Source organism: Bradyrhizobium sp. (genome assembly GCF_049512235.1).
Lineage (GTDB): Bacteria > Pseudomonadota > Alphaproteobacteria > Rhizobiales > Xanthobacteraceae > Bradyrhizobium.
The window spans coordinates 1-20379 of record NZ_JBEKXH010000066.1 but is presented as its reverse complement, the minus strand read 5'-3'; the positions used below and the strand labels follow the sequence as shown (position 1 = coordinate 20379).

20 protein-coding genes, 1 other RNA gene and 1 pseudogene are annotated in these 20379 nt (G+C 64.1%); 15 read left to right on the top strand and 7 right to left on the bottom strand.

Features of this window, described 5'->3' with window-relative positions:
• Positions 1-637: YebC/PmpR family DNA-binding transcriptional regulator (locus tag ABSG20_RS08955; RefSeq protein ID WP_423864141.1), on the bottom strand; the 637-nt coding region annotated here is incomplete at its 3' end.
• Between the two features lie 200 nt (positions 638-837).
• On the opposite strand from ABSG20_RS08955, the gene ABSG20_RS08950 reads away from it, so the two are divergent.
• The 3 genes from ABSG20_RS08950 to ABSG20_RS08940 all read left to right on the top strand — a co-directional run bounded on the left by ABSG20_RS08950 (position 838) and on the right by ABSG20_RS08940 (position 4522).
• Entirely contained in the window at positions 838-2592 is a 1755-nt protein-coding gene (locus ABSG20_RS08950) for a methyl-accepting chemotaxis protein (RefSeq protein ID WP_423864140.1), read from the top strand.
• Between the two features lie 44 nt (positions 2593-2636).
• Entirely contained in the window at positions 2637-4064 is a 1428-nt protein-coding gene (locus ABSG20_RS08945; protein ID WP_423864139.1) for a methyl-accepting chemotaxis protein, read from the top strand.
• Between the two features lie 224 nt (positions 4065-4288).
• Positions 4289-4522, top strand: a complete 234-nt coding sequence (locus ABSG20_RS08940; protein WP_423864138.1) for a hypothetical protein — start codon at positions 4289-4291, stop codon at positions 4520-4522.
• 25 nt (positions 4523-4547) lie between these two features.
• Here ABSG20_RS08940 and ABSG20_RS08935 read toward each other — a convergent pair whose 3' ends face one another.
• The 5 genes from ABSG20_RS08935 to ABSG20_RS08915 all read right to left on the bottom strand — a co-directional run bounded on the left by ABSG20_RS08935 (position 4548) and on the right by ABSG20_RS08915 (position 6968).
• Positions 4548-5372, bottom strand: coding sequence for a TIGR00282 family metallophosphoesterase (locus tag ABSG20_RS08935; RefSeq protein WP_423864137.1), 825 nt, complete (start codon positions 5370-5372; stop codon positions 4548-4550).
• 1 nt (position 5373) lies between these two features.
• On the bottom strand, positions 5374-5955 hold the full coding sequence (locus ABSG20_RS08930; RefSeq protein WP_423864136.1) for a 5-formyltetrahydrofolate cyclo-ligase: 582 nt from the start codon (positions 5953-5955) through the stop codon (positions 5374-5376).
• Between the two features lie 97 nt (positions 5956-6052).
• Positions 6053-6213, bottom strand: a non-coding RNA gene (ssrS, locus tag ABSG20_RS08925) — 6S RNA.
• A gap of 54 nt (positions 6214-6267) precedes the next feature.
• Positions 6268-6651 (bottom strand): cell division protein ZapA, encoded by a 384-nt coding sequence (locus ABSG20_RS08920; RefSeq protein ID WP_423864135.1) that lies wholly within the window; start codon positions 6649-6651, stop codon positions 6268-6270.
• Complete coding sequence (locus tag ABSG20_RS08915) at positions 6651-6968, bottom strand: DUF4164 domain-containing protein (protein ID WP_423864134.1); 318 nt, start codon at positions 6966-6968, stop codon at positions 6651-6653. The genes ABSG20_RS08920 and ABSG20_RS08915 overlap by 1 nt, the downstream gene beginning before the upstream one ends.
• A 284-nt stretch (positions 6969-7252) precedes the next feature.
• Between ABSG20_RS08915 and tkt the strand changes: the two genes are divergently transcribed.
• The 8 genes from tkt to ABSG20_RS08875 all read left to right on the top strand — a co-directional run bounded on the left by tkt (position 7253) and on the right by ABSG20_RS08875 (position 16574).
• A complete protein-coding gene (gene tkt / locus ABSG20_RS08910) occupies positions 7253-9244 on the top strand; it encodes a transketolase (protein ID WP_423864133.1) in 1992 nt (663 codons plus the stop codon).
• Between the two features lie 125 nt (positions 9245-9369).
• The gene (gene gap / locus ABSG20_RS08905) at positions 9370-10377 is read left to right on the top strand and encodes a type I glyceraldehyde-3-phosphate dehydrogenase (protein ID WP_423864132.1); all 1008 of its coding nucleotides are present in this window, start codon (positions 9370-9372) and stop codon (positions 10375-10377) included.
• 123 nt (positions 10378-10500) lie between these two features.
• The gene (locus tag ABSG20_RS08900) at positions 10501-11703 is read left to right on the top strand and encodes a phosphoglycerate kinase (RefSeq protein WP_423864131.1); all 1203 of its coding nucleotides are present in this window, start codon (positions 10501-10503) and stop codon (positions 11701-11703) included.
• Positions 11704-11745: 42 nt separating this feature from the next.
• Complete coding sequence (gene fba / locus ABSG20_RS08895) at positions 11746-12813, top strand: class II fructose-bisphosphate aldolase (protein WP_423864130.1); 1068 nt, start codon at positions 11746-11748, stop codon at positions 12811-12813.
• A 116-nt stretch (positions 12814-12929) separates the two neighbouring features.
• Positions 12930-13958 (top strand): class I fructose-bisphosphate aldolase, encoded by a 1029-nt coding sequence (locus ABSG20_RS08890; protein ID WP_423864129.1) that lies wholly within the window; start codon positions 12930-12932, stop codon positions 13956-13958.
• Positions 13959-13961: 3 nt separating this feature from the next.
• The gene (locus ABSG20_RS08885) at positions 13962-14642 is read left to right on the top strand and encodes a thiamine phosphate synthase (protein WP_423864128.1); all 681 of its coding nucleotides are present in this window, start codon (positions 13962-13964) and stop codon (positions 14640-14642) included.
• Positions 14643-14650: 8 nt separating this feature from the next.
• Positions 14651-15718, top strand: a complete 1068-nt coding sequence (locus tag ABSG20_RS08880) for a tetratricopeptide repeat protein (RefSeq protein WP_423864127.1) — start codon at positions 14651-14653, stop codon at positions 15716-15718.
• Positions 15719-15779: 61 nt separating this feature from the next.
• Complete coding sequence (locus ABSG20_RS08875; RefSeq protein ID WP_423864126.1) at positions 15780-16574, top strand: inositol monophosphatase family protein; 795 nt, start codon at positions 15780-15782, stop codon at positions 16572-16574.
• A 100-nt stretch (positions 16575-16674) separates the two neighbouring features.
• Here ABSG20_RS08875 and ABSG20_RS08870 read toward each other — a convergent pair whose 3' ends face one another.
• Positions 16675-17499, bottom strand: coding sequence for a DUF1295 domain-containing protein (locus ABSG20_RS08870; protein WP_423864125.1), 825 nt, complete (start codon positions 17497-17499; stop codon positions 16675-16677).
• 187 nt (positions 17500-17686) lie between these two features.
• Here ABSG20_RS08870 and ABSG20_RS08865 point away from each other — a divergent pair, with 187 nt between their 5' ends.
• From ABSG20_RS08865 to ABSG20_RS08850, 4 genes and pseudogenes are all read left to right on the top strand, one after another.
• Entirely contained in the window at positions 17687-18685 is a 999-nt protein-coding gene (locus ABSG20_RS08865; RefSeq protein ID WP_423864124.1) for a flagellar motor protein MotA, read from the top strand.
• Between the two features lie 15 nt (positions 18686-18700).
• Positions 18701-19072 carry a VOC family protein gene (locus tag ABSG20_RS08860; RefSeq protein WP_423864123.1) on the top strand — a complete coding sequence of 124 codons (372 nt, stop codon included), beginning with the start codon at positions 18701-18703 and terminating at the stop codon, positions 19070-19072.
• Positions 19073-19107: 35 nt separating this feature from the next.
• On the top strand, positions 19108-20136 hold the full coding sequence (locus tag ABSG20_RS08855) for a peptidoglycan -binding protein (RefSeq protein WP_423864122.1): 1029 nt from the start codon (positions 19108-19110) through the stop codon (positions 20134-20136).
• A pseudogene (locus ABSG20_RS08850) lies at positions 20136-20379 on the top strand (GNAT family N-acetyltransferase); the annotation flags it as partial. The gene ABSG20_RS08855 and the pseudogene ABSG20_RS08850, both read left to right, overlap by 1 nt.

Genomic DNA, 20379 nt, shown 5'->3' with positions numbered 1-20379 from the left:
CGGTCTCGTCATCCACCGCCACCGTGTTGTGCGGCTTCCAGGTCAGCGCCGCCTTGCGGGGTTCGCCGAATTTCACCTCCAGCGCTTTCGCCACCTCGCGGAAAGTCTCCGGCGAGGCGTAAATTTCGTGGCCGCTCTCGCTCGACGACACATCGTCGGCGCCGGCCTCGATCGCCGCATCCAGCATCGCATCGTCGGAAGCGACGCTGGCGTCGTATTCGATGATGCCGGTGCGGTCGAACAGGAAGGCAACGGAGCCTGTTTCGCCGAGATTGCCGCCGGCCTTGGTGAAGTAGGACCGGATGTCGGACGCGGCACGGTTGCGGTTGTCGGTCAAGGCCTCGACGATCAGGGCGACGCCGCCCGGACCATAGCCCTCGTAACGAATCTCGTCGTAATTTTCGCTTTCACTGCCGCTCGCTTTCTTCACCGCGCGATCGATCGAGTCCTTCGACATGTTTTCCTGGCGGGCGGAAATGATCGCGGCGCGCAGCCGCGCATTCATGCCGGGATCGGGCTGGCCCATTTTGGCCGCGACGGTGATTTCCCGCGCCAGCTTGCTGAACAATTTCGACTTCTGGGCATCCTGCCGGCCCTTGCGGTGCATGATGTTCTTGAATTGGGAATGTCCGGCCATGCGTTCCTCTGTTGGGGCTTCGTCCGGGATGTATCCGAAGGCGCGGCGTTATAGGCCGTGGCACCGGTAAAATCAAAGATTTGCCGCAGTTATAGGTATTATAGTAGCTCCCATTGGCGCCGAGTGAGCCATTCGTTAACCATGACTTCATGCCCCAATGCGAGGATGCCGGCATCATCTCATGTCATCGAGAGACCGCCATGGCGTTCGGTTTGTTTCGAAAGCGTCGGCCGGAACCGGTTGCGCCGGCCATTGAGTCTGAGCCAGTGAAGGCGACCGCCGCGGCCTCCGGCGTTCCGCAGACCGATGCCACCCAGGAAATCCTGGAACTGCTTGAACTCGAACTGGGCGCGCTGATCCGGCAGCTCGAACGCGCGGCCAGTTCGGTCGCCGGCGGCGCCGAGGCGACGGCGGCGACGCTTTCCACCATTCGCCAGCGCACCGACGCCCTGACCGAACGCACCAGCGCCGCGCAAAGTACCGCGACCACTTTTTCGCGGGCCGCCGACAAGTTCACCCATTCGGCTGAAGGCATCGGCGCGCAGGTCCGCGACGCCGGCAAGCTCGCCGACCAAGCCAGCGCCGCCGCCGGCGAAGCGCGGCTCAATGTCGATCGCTTGCGCGAATCCTCGGCCGCCATCGGCAATGTCGTCAACCTGATTGCGCAAATAGCGCGGCAGACCACGCTTTTGGCGCTCAACTCCACGATCGAGGCGGCGCGCGCGGGCACCGCCGGTCGCGGCTTCGCGGTGGTCGCCACCGAGGTCAAGGCGCTGGCCGTGCAGACCCAGCACGCCACCGAAGAGATCACCAGGAAGATCGCAGCGCTGCAGAAGGATGCCGCGGGTTCGGCCGAGGCGGTGCACCGGATCGCGCAGGCGATCGAGGCGATCCGCCCGGTGTTCGACAACGTCAACGGCGCGGTGGCGGAGCAGAACCAGACCACCAGCGAGATGGGAAGCAACGTCGCCACCACGTCAAACTTCATCGCCTCGGTCGGCGACAGCGCCGCCGAAATCGACAGTGCGACCAGGCAAGCCGAGAGCCATGGCGAAAGTGTCGCCAAAGCCGGCAGGGCGGTCACACTGTTCGCGCAGAAACTGAAATCGCGCTGCGCGGTTCTGCTGCATCAGGAAGAACGCGAGGACCAGCGCCGGCGTGAGCGTCTGCCATGCCATCTCAAGATTGAGCTTCAAACCGCACGCGGCCTGATCGCGGCGCCAGTCTACGAGATTTCCATGGAAGGCATCCTGATCTGCGGACCCGACGCCGAGAGGCTGCCGCTGAACCAAAGCATGGATGCCGAGCTGGAAGGCGTCGGCCGCTGCAGAGTTCGCATCGGCGAGCATTCAAAGGCCGGCGCCAAGGCGCGCTTCGAGGCGCCCAGTGCCGCGCTTCAGGAAAAGATCGAAGACAGGCTGTGGTCGATCCACGACGAGAACACCGAATTCGTCACCCGCGCCATGGAAGCCGGCACCGCGCTGACCAGGATATTCGAGGACGCGGTGGCGAGCGGCGCGATCCCGGTCGACGACATGTTCGACGAGAATTACGTCGAAATCCCCGGCACCAACCCGCTGCAGCATCGCACCCGTATTCTCGACTGGGCGGATCGCGCGCTACCTCCGTTCCAGGAGGCCTTCCTCGCCAAGGATCCGCGCATGGTGTTCTGCGTGATGATCGACCGCAACGGCTATTTGCCGGTACACAACAAAATCTACTCGCATCCGCAACGTCCGGGCGAAGTGGCCTGGAACACCGCCAACAGCCGCAACCGCCGCATCTTCAACGATCCGGCAGGTCTCGCCGCCGGCCGCAACCTGCGCTCCTATCTGATCCAGAGCTACGCCCGCGATATGGGCAACGGCCAAACCGTCATGATGCGCGAGATCGACGTGCCGATCCGCGTCAATGGCCGGCACTGGGGCGGCTTCCGGACGGCGTACAAGCTTTGAGCAGTGCCCGAATTCAACGTTTTATTCACCGGGAGAACGCCGCGATGTCGATTGCGCAGCCCATTGAGCTTGAGCGCGCTGCGGCCGTTCCCTCGAACAGCGAACGGCTGGTCGAGCAGCTGGGCAACCGGCTCGGCAGCCTCGGCGTCGAGCTCGCGGACGTGGCCGGAAACCTGCAGGAGGTCGCCGGCCACGTATCCACCCAATCCGGGCGGTTCGGACATCTTCAGAAGACCGCCGAGACGATGGTTTCCGCCAATCACGATATTGCCGGCGCATCCCGGGCGGTGCAGTCCGCCACCTCGGCGGCGGTTGGTGAAATCACCCAGTCGCGTGCCGTGGTGGAGACCGCGGTTCAACACATCGCCGAATTGATCGCAGCCGTCGGCCGTATCGAGGTTCGCCTCGGTGCGGTCGGCAGCGCACTCGCGCAGGTCGCCAAGGTGTCCGGGTCGATCGAGGCCATTGCCAAGCAAACCAACCTGTTGGCCCTGAATGCGACCATCGAAGCGGCCCGCGCCGGCGCCGCCGGAAGGGGCTTTGCGGTGGTCGCCAACGAGGTCAAGAGCCTCGCGGAAGCAACCCGGCAGGCTACCCGCCTGATCGCCGATACCGTGCGCGATCTTGACGGCCAGGTCGGCAACCTGATCGGCGAGAGCGGCGACGCCTCGCTGCGCGCCAAGAGCGCCGGCCAGGGCGCCCAGCAGATTCAAAGCATCATCGTCCGCGTTCAGGATGGCTTCACCGCGGTCGGCCGCGAGATCGACGGGGTCGCCAAGGCGGCCACCTCCAATCTCGCCCATTGCGACATGGTGATCGACGAACTCGGCGCCCTCGCCGGGGGTGTCGACCTGTCGTCGACCGATCTGAAGCACGCCGACGAAAGGGTGGCCAAACTGCTCGACCTGTCCGAGGGGCTGATCGAGCTGATCGCCACCAGCGGGGTGGATACTTCGGACACGCCCTTGATCCGCGTCGTGACCAATACCGCAAAAGAGATTTCCTCAGCCTTCGAGGCGGCCATCGACCGCGGCGACATCCGCCTCGATCAATGGATGGACGAGAACTACCGCGAAATTCCGGGCACCAATCCGAAACAATACCTCACCGACTATGTCGCTTTCACCGACCGGATCCTGCCGCCGATCCAGGACCCGATTCAAAAGATCGATCCCCGCGTGGTATTTTGCGTCGCGTGGGCCAAAGGCGGGTATCTTCCAACCCACAACCCGAACTATCGCCTCCCGCAGGGGTCCGACCCGGTCTGGAACAACGCCAACTGCCGCAACCGGCGGCTGTTCAACGATCGCGCCGTGCAGAAGGTGGCGGCGAACACCAAGCCGTTTCTCTTGCAGACCTACCGGCGCGATATGGGCGGCGGAAATTTTGTGCTCATGAAGGATCTGTCGTCCCCGATATATGTCCGTGGCCGCCACTGGGGCGCGTTCCGCATGGGTTTTCGGCAGTCTTGAAGGCCGCGGACGGTGGCTCCGCGCTCCGGCCGAGCCACCCTGCCGGATGTCAGACTTGGCGACGAAGCCTGTGGCCGCGCACGCCGGCGGCGCGCATGACGACACGCGACCCCGGAGTCAACCGCTTCCCATGGGTGCGGTGCGGTTTCGCGATGTCGTCGTTTGTTCATTTGGGCGGCCTATAAACGGAGCTGCGGTGCAGGCAGCCATGGGGGAACAGAAAAATGAGCGGGGACGATGCGGAACTCGACCAACTGCAGGCCGCCTACAGAAACGCGGTAGAGGCCTGGATCGCCGCAATTCGGAAAGAGGAAGCGCTCGCCTCGGTCAATCATTCGGTGGCCGAAATTGACCACTGGGAGCAGGCGCATTTCGAAGAGGATGAGCTGCGCAACACGGTCAAGGAAGCCAAGGCGAAGTACGAGGACGCGCTGCGCGAAAAGTTCTTCGGATTTTAGCATCCTTGGGATGCGGGCTGACCGCCTAACCCGCCCAGAATCGCGGCAGCGTCGGTTCCAGCCGGCCGCCGCTTCGCACCGGCGCGATCCGCAGCGCGAGCCCGGTCACATCGTCAGTCTCGACCGCGACGCCACAGAGCGTCGCGGCGCCCAGCGCCGGTTCGAAGCGCCCCGATGGAATGCCGGTGGTAAAGCGCCGCAGCGGCTCTTCCTTCTGCATGCCGATGATCGAATCATAATCGCCGGTCATGCCGGCGTCCGTCATGTAGGCGGTGCCGCCGGGCAGGATCTGATGGTCGGCGGACGGCACATGGGTGTGGGTGCCGACCACGAGACTGGCGCGGCCGTCGCAGAAATGCCCGATGCCCTGTTTTTCACTGGACGCCTCGCAGTGGAAATCGACCACGATGGCATCGGCGGCCGAACGCAGCGGGCAGGATTCGAGTTGATCGTTGATGACGACGAACGGATCGTCGAACGGTGTCATGAAAACGCGGCCGATGGCGTTGATGACCAGCGCGCGCTTGCCGTTCCTGGTGTCGACCAGCGCAGAACCGCGTCCCGGCGTGCCCTTGGGATAATTCGCCGGCCGAACCAGCCGCGGGGCGCGATCGATGAACACCAGCGCCTCGCGCTGATCCCAGGCATGGTTGCCGAGGGTCACGGCATCGACGCCGGCGTCGACGAATTCCTGGTAGATCGCTTCGGTGATGCCGAAGCCGCCGGCGGCGTTCTCGCCATTGAGGATGACAAGATCGAGCGCCCAGTCGCGGATCATGCCGGGCAGCAGTTCCGAGACCGCAGTACGTCCGGCCCTGCCGACGACGTCGCCAACGAAAAGAATTCGCAAATCACAAGCTCCGGAAATCAAACAGGCTGGTTTCCGTTAGCACATAATCCAGGGCCACGTCGTGCGACAGTACCGGAACGGCCTCTGTTTCCTGCACCGCGAAAGAAAGACCAATGGCTGTGATCTTCCTTGCCGCCCGCAATTGCGCAAGGGTGCGGTCATAGTGTCCGCCGCCATAGCCGATGCGGTGGCCGGCCAGGTCGAAGGCTGCCAGCGGCACCAGTACGATTTCGGGGACGATTTCGGCGGCGGCGGGCGATGGTTCGAGAATATCGAGTGGGCCGCGGATCAGTCGGTCGCCCGGCGACCAGGCACGAAACCTGAGCGCCTGACCGCGCGCCGGGATCACCGGCAGCGCCAGCTGCGCGCCCTGCGCGGCGAGCTTTTGCATCAAGGGAGTTGGATCGAACTCGCTACGGATCGGCGAGTAGCCGGCGACAACGACGCCGGCCGCCATCTCAACCGGCAGCCCGCGCCGCGCCACGGCTTGGGCGGCGGCGGCGCGCTGGTCGCTGCTCAGCGCATCGCGCGCCGCGAGCGCCGCGGCGCGCAGATGAGCTTTGGTTACAGGAATATCTGACATGCGGCGTCAGCGTACGGGATATTCCGCGTTGGGCCGGAACACGAGGTGCGGCTGGAAGAAGCTGAAGCAATCAACGCTGTGGCGAAAAAAAGAAAAGTGCGAAGCCGCGATGGCCGTTGGAGCGCTCGATCCCGGAGTTCCCTACGAAAGTAGGTGGGCACCATATGACCGGATCCACGGACCCGGCCAGGGACAGTTCCCTAAAGGATCGATAAGGCCCCGGGGATATATGGCTCCTGACGCGCGACACAGCTTCGCGGGGGTAATGTAACCACGTTGCCGTCAAACCGCCAGCGTTAACGCCGGCAATGGTCAACCGATCGCCACGCCGCCACCGATGGTGCGGTTCAGCAGCTGGGTGGTCTTTTCGATCCGGTCGGCGGCGGAGTTCAGCGCATTGGCCACCGCGGTCTGGGTTGCCCGGGCGCGGTCCGCCGCCACGGCGCGGACGCCGCGCAGGGTTTCCAGCTCCTCTTCGAGATTGCGGATGCGCTGGCCGGCGTCGAGCAGTTCATCACACACCGTCAGCGCCGCCATCACCGTCAGGCGCGCGTCGCCGATCTCGCCGAACTTGCCGCGCAGACTTCCGATGCGCGATTCAAGGCTATCGGCCAGATTCAGCAGCCGCGCCTCCTGTCCATCCTCGCAGGCCATCCGGTATTGCCGGCCATTAATGGTGACGTTGACATGGTTCATCAGGTTTCTCCGGTATCGAGTACCGCGCGGATGGTGGCGATCGCCTTATCCAGTCTTTCGGCGATGTCGCGATTGGCGCGCTCCAGCCGGCGCGATTTCACCAGCGATCCGTCGAGTTCATCGGCCAGCCGCGATCGATCGGCACCGAGCGCCTGAATCCGGCTCGCCAGCTCATTCTCGTCGCGGTCGGCTTCGCGCCGCCGTTCGACCGCGCTCTCCAGCGCATCGAGCGCCGCGATCAACCGCCGCGTCGCCGCGTCGATGTCAGCCGAAGCCGGCTCGGCGTTACCGGTAACATTGGCGGGAGGATCGCTCATGCGGGACAGTGGGTACCTTGACCGGAGCCTGCCGCCCGGCAAATTTGGCGGTTCGGCAAGCGTTTAGGCGGGGAAATTTACGTGGCAAGCGAGCCCAGCGCAACGCCGCTGCAAAGCTATGCACCGCAAAGCAACTTTTGGTGCCCACAGCGCGTTTCATCGCCTTGGACTCCGGGAATACAGATGTTATCCAGGCCTGACTTCCCGTTGCCCAAGGCTGGTTCGCGGGGCTGTTCACCGATCGGCGATTGGCCATCAGAAGGCTCGTTTCAGACGGATTCATCATGACCCGCGTCGATCATTCCCGTATGGCCCATGCGATCCGCGCGCTGGCAATGGATGCCGTGGAGAAGGCCCAATCCGGCCATCCCGGCCTGCCCATGGGCGCCGCCGACGTCGCCACCGTGCTGTTCACGCAATTCTTGAAATTCGACGCCGCCGACCCGCGCTGGCCCGACCGCGACCGCTTCATCCTGTCGGCGGGGCACGGCTCGATGCTGCTGTATGCGCTATTGTATTTGACCGGCAACGAAGACGTCACACTGGACCAGATCAAGCAGTTCCGCGAGCTCGGCTCCAAGACCCCCGGTCATCCCGAGAATTTCATCACCTCCGGCATCGAAACCACGACCGGCCCGCTCGGCCAGGGCGTCGCATCCTCGGTCGGAACCGCATTGGCCGAGCGGCTCTTGGCCGCAGAATTCGGCGAGGATATCGTCGATCACCATACCTATGTGCTGTGTTCCGACGGCGATCTTATGGAAGGCGTCAGTCATGAAGCGGCCGCGCTCGCCGGACATTTGAAGCTGTCGAAGCTGATCTTCCTGTACGACGATAACGGCATCACCATCGACGGCCCGATCTCGCTGACCGACAACGTCGATCAAGTGGCGCGCTTCAAGGCCCATGGCTGGAACGCGGTGCGGATCGACGGACAGGACCAGAAGGCGATCGCGGCCGCGATCACCCAGGCGCATGCCTCCGACCGTCCCTCCCTGATCGCCTGCAAGACCACTATCGGTTTCGGAGCCCCGCATAAGGCCGGCACCTCGAAAGCGCATGGCGAGCCGCTCGGCGCCGAGGAACTCGCCGGTGCCAAGAAGGCGCTGGGGTGGAATTATGGCCCGTTCGAGATTCCCGATGACGTGCTGCAGGCCTGGCGCGCCGTCGGCAAGCAGGGCGCCAGCGCCCATGCCGACTGGAACCTCAGGTTCGAGGCAGCGCCGGAGGCGCAGCGCCGCGAATTCCTGCGCCGCGTGATCGACCGCAAGCGCCCGGAGGCGCTGACGGACGCGATCCGCAAGCTCAAGCAAAAGCTCGTCGCCGAGCCGCCGACCATCGCCACCCGCAAGGCGAGCGAGATGGTGCTCGATGTGCTGGTCCCCATGATACCGGAACTGCTGCTCGGCTCCGCCGACCTGACGCCGTCCAACAACACCCGCACCAAGGGGTTGAAGGAGGTGACGCCGGATGATTTCACCGGCCGCTACATCCATTACGGGATCCGGGAGATGGGCATGGCGGCGGCCATGAACGGCCTCTCGGCCCATGGCGGCTTCGCGCCGGCGGGCGGCACGTTCCTGACTTTCACCGATTATGCCCGGCCCTCGATGCGGATCGCCGCGCTATCGCACACGCCGGTGGTCTACATCATGACCCACGATTCGATCGGGCTTGGCCAGGATGGCCCCACGCACCAGCCGGTGGAACATCTCGCGGCGCTGCGTGCGATGCCGAATATGCGGGTATTTCGGCCTGCGGATGCCGTCGAGACCGCGGAATGCTGGCAGCTGGCGCTGGAAAACTCAACCGGTCCGACGGTGCTGGCCTTGTCGCGGCAAAACCTGACCCCGGCGCGCACCGTCGCCATTGCCGACAATCTGTGCAGCCATGGCGGCTACGAACTGGTGGCCGCACAGGGCGAGGCCAGGGTTTCGCTGTTTGCATCGGGCTCGGAGGTCGAAATTGCCGTCGCCGCGCAGAAACAGCTGGCCGGGCGCGGCATCGCAACCCGGGTGGTGTCCGTCCCCTCGCTCGAATTGCTGCTGGCGCAACCGGACGACCGCCGCCGGGCGATCATAGGCCTGGCCCCGGTCAAGATCGCGATCGAAGCCGCGGTCCGCTTTGGCTGGGATGCGGTCATCGGACCGGACGGGATTTTCATCGGAATGAAGGGCTTTGGTGCCAGCGCGCCGGCCAAGGACCTCTACAAGCACTTCGGAATCACGGCCGAGGCGGTAGTAGAGGCTGCGTCAAAGCGCCTGAATGCGAAGTAGCGCTATCGTCATGCTTGGGTTTATGATGCATTGCAACGGTTGTTCGTTGCGGCAATGACACTGCCCGGAAATTGGCCAAGTCAGCCGCACAGCAGGGAATTCTCGAACCTTTGAGGAGAAGTTGAATGGCAGTCCGGGTCGCGATCAACGGGTTTGGCCGTATCGGCCGTAACGTGCTGCGGGCCATCGCCGAATCCGGCCGTGGGGATATCGAGGTGGTCGGGATCAACGACCTCGGGCCAGTCGAGACCAACGCCCATCTGCTGCGCTTCGATTCGGTGCACGGACGTTTCCCCGGCACGGTAACGGTGGACGGCGACTCGATCAGCGTTGGCAACGGCAAGATCAAGGTCTGCGCGGAGCGCGATCCTGCCAAACTCCCCTGGAAGGAACTCGGCGTCGACATCGCGCTGGAATGCACCGGGATCTTCAATGCCAGGGAGAAAGCCGCTTTGCATCTCACCGCCGGCGCCAAGCGGGTGCTGGTCTCCGCGCCCGCCGATGGCGCCGATGCGACCATCGTCTACGGCGTCAATCACACCACGCTGACAAGCCATCATCTGGTGGTTTCGAACGGCTCCTGCACCACCAATTGTCTTGCACCGATCGCGAAAGTGCTGAACGATACGGTCGGCATCGAGACCGGCTTCATGACCACGATCCATGCCTATACCGGCGACCAGCCGACACTCGATACCCTGCACAAGGATCTTTATCGCGGCCGTGCCGCGGCGATGTCGATGATCCCGACCTCGACGGGGGCCGCCAAGGCGATCGGCCTGGTGCTGCCGGAACTCAAGGGCAAGCTCGACGGCGTCGCCATCCGCGTCCCGACCCCGAATGTCTCGGTGATCGATCTCAAGATCGTGGCGCAGCGCAAGACCACCAAGGAAGAAATCAACGAGGCGATGAAGCGCGCCAGCGAACAGGAACTCAAGGGCATCCTGGGCTACACCACCGCGCCCAACGTCTCGATCGACTTCAACCACGATCCGCATTCTTCCACCTTCCACATGGACCAGACCAAGGTCCAGAACGGCACGCTGGTGCGGGTGATGTCGTGGTATGACAATGAATGGGGTTTTTCCAATCGCATGGCGGATACCGCGGTGGCGATGGGGAAGCTGCTCTGATTTCAAGCCTCATGGTTCGAGACGCGCACAAAGAGCGCGCACCTCACCATGAGGGAAACCTCATCTGCGGGGAGCCAAGCGCTTTTGGTCGTCTCCAAGGATGAGTTGCGCGCGAGACCGTCAATGACAAAATCATTCCGCACTCTCGATGACGTCGACGTAAGGGGCAAGCGCGTGCTGCTGCGCGTCGACCTCAACGTGCCCATGGAGAATGGCCGCGTCACCGATGCGACCCGGCTCGAGCGCGTCGCCCCCACCATCACCGAACTCTCCGGCAAGGCCGGCAAGGTGATCTTGCTGGCGCATCTCGGCCGGCCGAAGGGACGCGGCGCCAAGGACTCCTTGAAGCCGGTCGCCGCCGCGTTGGCCGAGGTGATCAAGAAGCCGGTGGCCTTCGCCGAGGATTGCGTCGGCGATGTCGCGCAAAAGGCCATCGCGGCGATGCAGGACGGCGACATCCTGTGCCTGGAAAACACCCGTTTCCACAAGGAAGAGGAAAAGAACGATCCGGCCTTCGTCGCCGAACTGGCAAAGCTCGGCGACCTCTGGGTCAACGACGCCTTTTCGGCCGCCCACCGCGCGCACGCTTCCACCGAGGGCCTCGGCCACCTATTGCCGGCCTATGCCGGGCGCACCATGCAGGCCGAACTCGACGCGCTCGGCAAGGCCCTGGAGGCGCCGACCAAGCCGGTGATTGCGATCATCGGCGGCGCCAAGGTTTCCAGCAAGATCGATCTGCTGGAAAACCTGGTCACCAAGGTCGATGCGCTGGTGATCGGCGGCGGCATGGCCAACACCTTCCTGCATGCGCAGGGCATAGGTGTCGGCAAGTCGCTGGCGGAGAAGGATCTCGCGGCGACCGCGCTGCGGATCATCGACAAGGCGAAAGCCGCGAACTGCGCCATCATCCTGCCCGTCGACGCCGTGGTGGCATTTCAATTCGCGGCCAATGCGCCGTCCCAGGCCTATGCTCTCGATGCGATCCCGCCCGACGGCATGATCCTCGACGTCGGCCCGCAGTCGATCGAGCGGATCCGCGCCGCGATCGACGAGGCCGCGACGTTGGTCTGGAACGGCCCGCTCGGCGCCTTCGAAATGACGCCGTTTGACCACGGCACGGTGGTCGTGGCCAGGCACGCGGCCGAGCGGACCCGGGCCAAGAAGCTGATCTCGGTCGCCGGCGGCGGCGACACGGTAGCCGCCCTGAACCAGGCCGGCGTGGCGCAGGATTTTTCCTATGTCTCGACCGCGGGCGGTGCGTTTCTTGAATGGATGGAGGGGAAACCCTTGCCCGGCGTCGAGGTCTTGAGGATACGCCAGATTTAAAGCTCACCGGGCAACCAGGCCCCAACGCGGAGAACACGTCAGATGGCTCGCATCACGTTGCGTCAATTGCTCGATCACGCGGCGGAACACGAATACGGCGTGCCGGCCTTCAACATCAACAATATGGAGCAGGCGCTCGCCATCATGGATGCGGCTTCCAGCCTCGATGCGCCGGTCATCATCCAGGCCTCGCGCGGCGCGCGATCCTACGCCAATGACATCATGCTGCGGCACATGATGGATGCCGTCACCGAAATCTATCCGCAGATTCCGGTCTGCGTGCACCTCGATCACGGCAACGGACCCGACACCTGCATGACCGCGATCCAGGCCGGCTTCACCTCGGTCATGATGGATGGTTCGCTGAAGGCCGACGGCAAGACCGCAGCCGACTGGGACTACAATGTCGGCGTCACCAAGACCGTCACCGGCATGGCCCATCTCGGCGGTATATCGGTGGAAGGCGAGCTTGGCGTGCTGGGCTCGCTCGAGACCGGCATGGGCGACAAGGAGGACGGCCATGGCGCCGAAGGCAAATTGTCCCACGATCAGTTGCTCACCAATCCGGACGAAGCCGTGAAGTTCGTCAAGGAGACAAAAGTCGACGCGCTGGCGATCGCGATGGGCACCTCGCACGGCGCCTACAAATTCACCCGCAAGCCGGACGGCGACATTCTGGCCATGAACGTGATCGAGGAGATCCACCGCAAGCTGCCCAACATGCATCTGGTGATGCACGGCTCATCCTCGGTGCCGCAGGACCTGCAGGAGATCATCAACGCCAATGGCGGCAAGATGAAAGAGACCTGGGGCGTGCCGATTTCCGAGATCCAGCGCGGCATCAAGAACGGCGTCCGCAAGATCAACATCGATACCGACAACCGCATGGCGATGACCGGACAGATCCGCAAGGTGCTGCACGAAAACCCGGAAGAATTCGACCCGCGCAAATATCTCAAGCCTGCGATGGAGGCGATGGCCAAGCTCTGCAAACAGCGGCTGCAGGAATTCAACGCCGCCGGCCAGGCCAGCAAGATCAAGAAGGTCCTGACCACCGCCGAGATGGCCAAGCGCTACGCCAAGGGCGAACTCGATCCGAAGGTCGCCTGACCGGCCGAAGCCTCAGCCGGCCGCCAGCCTTCCCGCGCCGCGCGCGTTGTCAGGGGAATTGCCGGAGAAACGTCCACTTTGGCATGCAAGGAATTAGCGCTCAGGAGATGGCATCAATGAACCTAGCTGATCTCAACAAGGTCGCCCTCGCCATGGTCAAGCCGGGCAAGGGCCTGCTCGCCGCCGACGAATCCACCGCCACGATCAAGAAGCGATTCGACGCCATCAATGTCCCATCGACCGAGGCGACGCGGCGCGACTATCGCGAAATGCTGTTCCGCAGCCGCGAAGCCATGACCCAGTACATTTCCGGCGTCATTCTCTACGACGAAACCATCTGGCAGAATGCCAGCGACGGCACGCCGCTGATCACGATCATCGAACAATCCCAGGCGATTCCCGGCATCAAGGTCGATGAGGGAACCCAGCCGCTGTCGAACTGTCCCGGCGAATTGATCACCGTCGGGTTGGATAACCTCGCCGCGCGCCTCAGGAAATACTACGAGCGCGGCGCCCGGTTCGCGAAGTGGCGCGCGGTGATCGATATCGGCGGGGGCATCCCGACCATGACCGCGATCCATGTCAACGCCCACGCGCTTGGGCGCTACGCGGCTCTCTGCCAGGCAGCGCAGATTGTTCCAATCGTCGAACCGGAAGTGCTGATGGATGGCGACCATGACATCGACCGCTGTCATGAAGTGACCGAGCGCGTGCTCAACGCGACTTTTCGGGAGCTGCGCCTGCAGCGCGTCGCGCTGGAGGGCATGATCCTGAAACCCAACATGGTGGTAGCAGGCAAGAAATGCAGCCGGCAAGCCTCGATCGAGGAGGCCGCGGCCAAAACCATCCGGCTGTTGAAGGCCAGCGTCCCCGCCGCGGTGCCCGGCATTGCCTTCCTGTCCGGCGGGCAATCCGACCAAGAGGCCACCGCGCATCTTGACGCCATGAACCGGATAGGCGGCCTGCCCTGGCCGCTCACCTTCTCCTACGGTCGCGCGCTGCAGGCGGCGCCGCAGCAGGCGTGGTCGGGAAAGCCCGAGAACGTTGCCGCGGGCCAGAGCGCCTTCACCCACCGCGCGCGGATGAATTCGCTCGCCAGCAAGGGCGAATGGACGGCCGATCTGGAAAACAAGAAGGCGGCATAGATATTGGCCACCAAATCCGTCTCGCCCCGCCCGGTGTCGCGGCTCTATCTGGCTACGCCTGTGGTATCCGATCCGTCGTCGCTGAGCGCAAGCCTACCCGGCCTGCTTGCCGGCAACGATGTCGCGGCGGTGCTGGTGCGACTGGCACCGGCCGACCCGCGCACCCTGATCTCGCGCATCAAGGCCCTGGCGCCGGCGATCCAGGACGCTGGCGCGGCGCTTCTGCTCGACACGCATGCCGAACTGGTGGAGCGCGGTGGCGCCGATGGCGCGCACCTGACCGGCATCGAAGCCCTGGAGCAAGCATTGCCGTCGCTGAAACCCGACCGCATCGCCGGCGTCGGTGGCTTGAAGACGCGGCACGATTCGATGACCGCCGGCGAAGCCGGCGCGGATTACGTGCTGTTCGGCGAGCCCGATGCGAGCGGGCAGCGGCCTTCGCCCGAGGCGATCTCAGAGCGCCTGCAATGGTGGGACGAACTGTTCGAGCCGCCATGCATAGGCTTTGCCTGTTCGCGCGAGGAGGCTTACGCATTCGCGGCCGCCGGCGCGGATTTTGTTCTGGTCGGCGATTTCATCTGGGCCGATCCGCGCGGCGCTGTGGCGGCGCTGATGGACGTCGAGCAGAGCATCCGCCAAGCGCATGCCGCGATGCACGGAAAAGCCCGGGCCCAACAGGGATAGCGCCGGAAATGAAGATCCTGCTGCCGCTGTCGTTCCTGCTTGGCTGCCTGACCTGGACCGCCGGCGCCGGCGCCCAAATCTCGCTGGCGCCCCCGGCGGCCGAGACGCCTCCCGCGACCAGCAAGCAGGCCGCGAAGCCCAGGACCAAACCCCACGCGATAGCCAAGAACACGCAGAAGCCCGAGGTAACGCCGGTGGCGCCAACCGCGACGGTAACGCCCGCCCCCACGCCTGACGATCCCAACGTCGATCTGGTTTACGGCGCCTATCAGCGCGGGCAGTACAAAACCGCGTTCGATCTTGCGAGCAAGCGCGCGCAGGAGCGCAGCGATCCGAAGGCGATGACCATGCTCGGCCAACTCTATGCCAATGCGCTTGGCGTCAAGCGCGACTATGCGAAAGCCGCCGACTGGTACAAGCGCGCCGCCGATGGCGGCGATCGCGAAGCGATGTTCGAGCTGGCGATGCTGCGCATTGCAGGGAGAGGTGGACCGCCCAACCGCGAGGAGGCGGTCAAGCTGCTGGCGTCCTCGGCCAAGCTCGGCAACCCGAAGGCTTCCTATAATCTGGCACTGCTCTATCTCGACGGACAGACGTTGCCGCAGGACCTCAAGCGCGCGGCCGAACTGTTGCGTGCCGCCGCCGATGCCGGCAATCCGGAAGCGGAATACGCGCTCGCGACCTTCTACAAGGAGGGCACCGGCGTCGAGAAGGACCTGGAAAAGTCGGTCCGGCTGCTGCAGGCGGCGGCTTTGGCCGACAATGTCGACGCCGAGGTCGAATACGCCATCGCGCTTTTCAACGGCACCGGCACGCCGAAGAACGAAGCCGCCGCGGTGGCGCTGTTGCGCAAGGCCGCCCGACAAAACAGCCCGATCGCGCAAAACCGGCTGGCGCGCGTGCTGGTGACCGGATTGGGGGCGCCGATGGACAAGATCGAGGGCCTCAAATGGCACCTCGTCGCGAAAACCGCCGGCAAGGGCGACCCCGTGCTCGACAAGGAACTGGGGGATTTGAGCCCTGAGGATCGCGCCAAGGTCGAGGCGGCCGCGCGCAAATGGTTCGGCACCAACTGATCCGCCTTGACGCCACCTCCACCGCAGGGCACCCAGTCCCTGTCTCACCAAAGCCGGAATCATGCTGCATTCAGCCCTCATCAACGTCATGGTCAAAGCCGCGCGCCGCGCCGGCCGCAGCCTCAAACGCGATCTCGGCGAGGTCGAGAACCTTCAGGTCTCGCTGAAGGGACCGGCCAATTTCGTCACCATGGCCGACAAACGCGCCGAGGAGATGCTGCACGACGACCTCGTCAAGGCGCGGCCGGGTTACGGCTTCATCGGCGAGGAAGGCGGCCTCCGCGAGGGCGCCGACAAGAGCCACACCTGGATCGTCGATCCGCTCGACGGCACCACCAATTTCCTGCACGGCATCCCGCAATTTGCCGTTTCGATCGGGCTGCAGCGCGAGGGCACCATCATCGCCGGCCTGATCTACAATCCGGCCAATGACGACCTCTATTTGGCCGAGCGCGGCAAGGGTGCCTTCCTCAACGACCAGCGGCTGCGCGTCGCCGGCCGGCGCAGCCTCGGCGATTGCGTGATCGCCTGCGGATTGCCGCATATGGGGCGCGGCGACCTCGAACTGTCGCGCGCCGAGATGACGGCAATCCAGGCCAAAGTGGCCGGCCTGCGCCGCTTCGGCGCGGCGGCGCTGGACATGGCTTTTGTCGCGGCCGGTCGCTTCGACGGCTTCTGGGAACGCAACCTGCAGCCCTGGGACATGGCCGCGGGGCAGATCATCGTGCGCGAAGCCGGCGGCATCGTCAGCGGCATCGAGGGCGACGACGACCCGCTCAAGACCGGCGACGTCATCTGCGGCAACGAATTCATCCACGCCGAACTGGTGAAGATTTTGCAGCCTCTGGGGAAGTGACGGCGCCTTCCGCCCAAGCCAGATTGGATCGACGCCGTTCCCCGTCATCATCGGCGGAAGCGGATGATTCAGTGATGATGGCTCGTCATTGCGCCGAAGCTCATGGCACTGCTGCCTTGTGCGGGGGCAGTGGAAAGAAGGCGCTGGTACGCGACTGATAGTCGCGGTAGCGGTCGCCCCGCGAGCGCAGCATCTGCGCTTCGAGCGGCGGGATGCCGGTGACATGGACCAGGAACCAATACATCAAGACCGGTGCCAGCAGCGTCGCTAGGCCCCAAGGATATCGCAGAGCGTGGCCGATCGAGATCGCGATCACCGGATAGGCCAGCCAGCCGAACCACTCGAAGAAATAATTCGGATGGCGCGACCAGCGCCATAGCCCGACGTCGCAGACCCGCCCCTTGTTGGCTGGATCGTTGCGGAATTCCTTGAGCTGCGCGTCGGCCAGCGCTTCGCCTGTTATGCCGACGAACAGGATCAGGACGCCGAGATAATCCTCAAGCCGCAGTCCAGTCTCCGGAAACCGCGCGGCGACGAAAATCGAAAACACCAGCGGGATCGATCCCAGCGCCTGATTTTGCAGAAAAATGAACATCCGGCGCCGGGCATCGAGACCCCATTCGCTGGCAAATGCCGCATAGCGCGCATCATCCGATATCCCCCTGGTCCGGACCGCGATATGCCAGCCCAGCCGCAGCGACCAGATCAAAATCAGCGCCGCGACCAGCCATTGCCGGGCCGAGGGCGCCGCGCCGGCCACCGGCCAAAGCGCGCTGCCGGCGCCGACCAGCCCCACCGCAAACGTCCAGATGGTGTCGACCCAGCCGGAATTGCCGGTGCGCTCTCGCACGCCCCAGGCGATGGTCATCAGGAGCGAGAGCGACAGCGCGATCGCGGCCAGAGCTTTCAGATACAAAACGGTCATGTGCAATTCCGCGAATCCGAAGGCAAAATGCCGATACCAAGGGAAATACGCTCCCATCCCCGCCCGGTTTCAGCCCGGGGGGTTCCACCCGATCGTCTCGAAACCGGCTTATCTGATCTTTTTTCCGGCCGCCGCTGTGCCATATTGAGGCCCGAAAACGCTTTCCTCGCAACGGATGACACCGGCAATGCCTTCAGGCCCCGCTTCCCGCCCCGCGATGGAGATCGAGATGATCAAACTGTCCTCGCCACGGATTTTCGTGGTGCGGATGCTGGTGTTCCTGGTGCTCTGCGCGCTGGTGATGATCGTGCTCTACAAGCAGATCATCCTGGCCTTCTTCGCCAATCCCGGCCTCAACGCCCTGATCGGCACGGTACTTCTGATCGGCATCGTCCTGTCCTTTCGCCAGGTAATCCGGCTCTATCCGGAGGTCGCCTGGGTCAACAACTTCCGCATCGCCGACCCCGGCCTTGCGATCGCGCGGCATCCCACGCTGCTGGCGCCGATGGCCGCGATCCTCGGCGGCGAGCGCACCGGCCGGATGACGATCACGCAGCAGACCATGCGGCATCTGTTGGATTCCATCGCCACGCGGCTCGATGAGGCCCGTGACATCTCCCGCTACATGACCGGCCTGCTGGTGTTCCTCGGCCTGCTCGGCACCTTCTGGGGCCTGATCGAAACCGTCGGCTCGGTGGGCAAGGTGATCGACGGCCTCAAGGTCGGCGGCGACGCCGGTGCCCTGTTCGACACGCTCAAGGAAGGTTTGGCGGCGCCGCTCGGCGGCATGGGGATTTCGTTTTCGTCGTCGCTGTTCGGACTGGCCGGCTCGCTGATCCTCGGTTTTCTGGATCTGCAATCGAGCCAGGCCCAGAACCGGTTCTATACCGATCTGGAAGACTGGCTTGCCTCCACGGTGCGCGAATATGGCGGCGACGGCGCCGCGGCCCCGGGTGGCGATCTTCAGGCCGCCATCGAGCGGTTGCGCGTCACCCTGACGGAGGGCGGCGCCAACCGCAGCACCACCGCGGCGATGGCCAATCTTGCCGAAGCGATCCAGGGGCTTGTCATGCATATGCGAACCGAGCAGCAGATGATCCGCGAATGGGCAGACGGCCAGGGCGAGCAAAACCGCGAGATCAAGAAATTGCTCGAGCGGCTCGCGCGCCAGCCGGAGAAAAGCTAGCGCCAGGGTTCAAATATGCTGGATCACGTGACCATCGGCGTCAGCGACATCGAGCAGTCGAAGAAATTCTATGATCGCGCATTGCGTCCGCTGGGGATCACGCGCTTATATGGGGAAGGCGAACGGTTCGCAGGCTATGGCATCAGTCCCAAGGCCTTCTTCTGGATCGGCTGGCGAGAGATACCCCAGACAGGCGCTCATATTGCCTTTACGGCGCAGGATCGAGCGGCCGTAGACCGATTTCATGATGAAGCTGTCGCGGCCGGCGGTATCGATAACGGACCGCCCGGACCACGCCCGAACTATCATCCGAACTACTATGGAGCCTTTGTCCTCGATCCTGACGGCCACAATATCGAGGCCGTTTGTCACTCGCGGCAGAGCTAGCCGATAGACGTCAACCCAAGAGATAGAGAACAGCGATGGCCCTTGCCCGTACACGCCGCAACGAGAGCGGCTTCAACTACTGGCCCGGCTTCGTCGACGCGCTGTCGACGCTGGTGCTCTCGATCGTGTTCCTGCTGTCGGTTTTTCTGGTGGTGCAATTCTTCCTGTCGCAGGAAGTCACCGGCAAGGACAAGGCGCTGGAGGAGCTCAACGCCAGGATCGCGCAGCTCAGCGAGCTGTTGTCGCTGGAAAAACTCGGCAAGCTCAATCTCGGCGACGAGGTCGCGCAGCTCAAGGCCGGGCTGGCATCGGCGGAGGCCGAGCGCGATCGCGTCAAGGGCCTCTACGAAGGGCTCGCCGGCGCCGGCGACGCCGTCGGCCGCGCCGCCGAGCTCAACAAGGCGCTGGATTCCGAAAAACAGGTGTCGGCGCGGGCGCTGGCGCAGATCGAGGTGCTGAACCAGCAGATCAGCGCCTTGCGCCGCCAGCTTGCGGCGCTGGAGGAAGCGCTCGACGCCTCCGAGAAGCGCGACAAGGAATCGCAAGGCCGGATCGCCGATCTCGGGCAGCGCCTCAACGTCGCGCTGGCGCAGCGGGTGCAGGAACTGTCGCGCTACCGTTCGGAATTCTTCGGGCGGCTGCGCGCTATTCTCGGCAACCGGCCGGACATCCGGATCGTCGGCGACCGTTTTGTCTTTCAGTCGGAAGTGTTCTTCGACACCGGACAGGCGGTACTGCTGCCTGAAGGCCGCGCCGAGCTCGACAAGGTGGCGAGCGCTCTGATTGATCTGGACAAGCAGATCCCGTCCGAGATCGCCTGGGTGCTCCGGGTCGACGGCCATACTGACATCAGACCGATCACCAACAGCGTGCTGTTCAAGTCGAACTGGGAACTGTCCTCGGCGCGCGCGATTTCGGTGGTGCAGTATCTGATCTCGCTCGGCGTGCCGGCGCAGCGGCTGGTGGCGGCCGGCTTCGCCGAATTCCAGCCGCTCGATACCGCGGCGACCGAAGATGCCTACAAGCGCAACCGCCGCATCGAGCTGAAGCTGACGGAACGGTAGTGGCACCTCCGTTTCAGCTTCGCCCCTATCGCATCGAGGACGAAGACTCCGCCATCGCGTTGTGGTATGCGACCTGGCAGCAGGCCTATCCCGCGATCGATTTCGCCGCGCGCGTGCCGTCGTGGCGCGAACGCTGGCGCTGCGAACTGGTGCCGAAGGCGGCGATCATGGTTGCGGAGCAGGAAGCCGCCCTGGTCGGCTTCGTCACCATCGACGCCTCGGGTTATCTCGATCAGCTGGTCG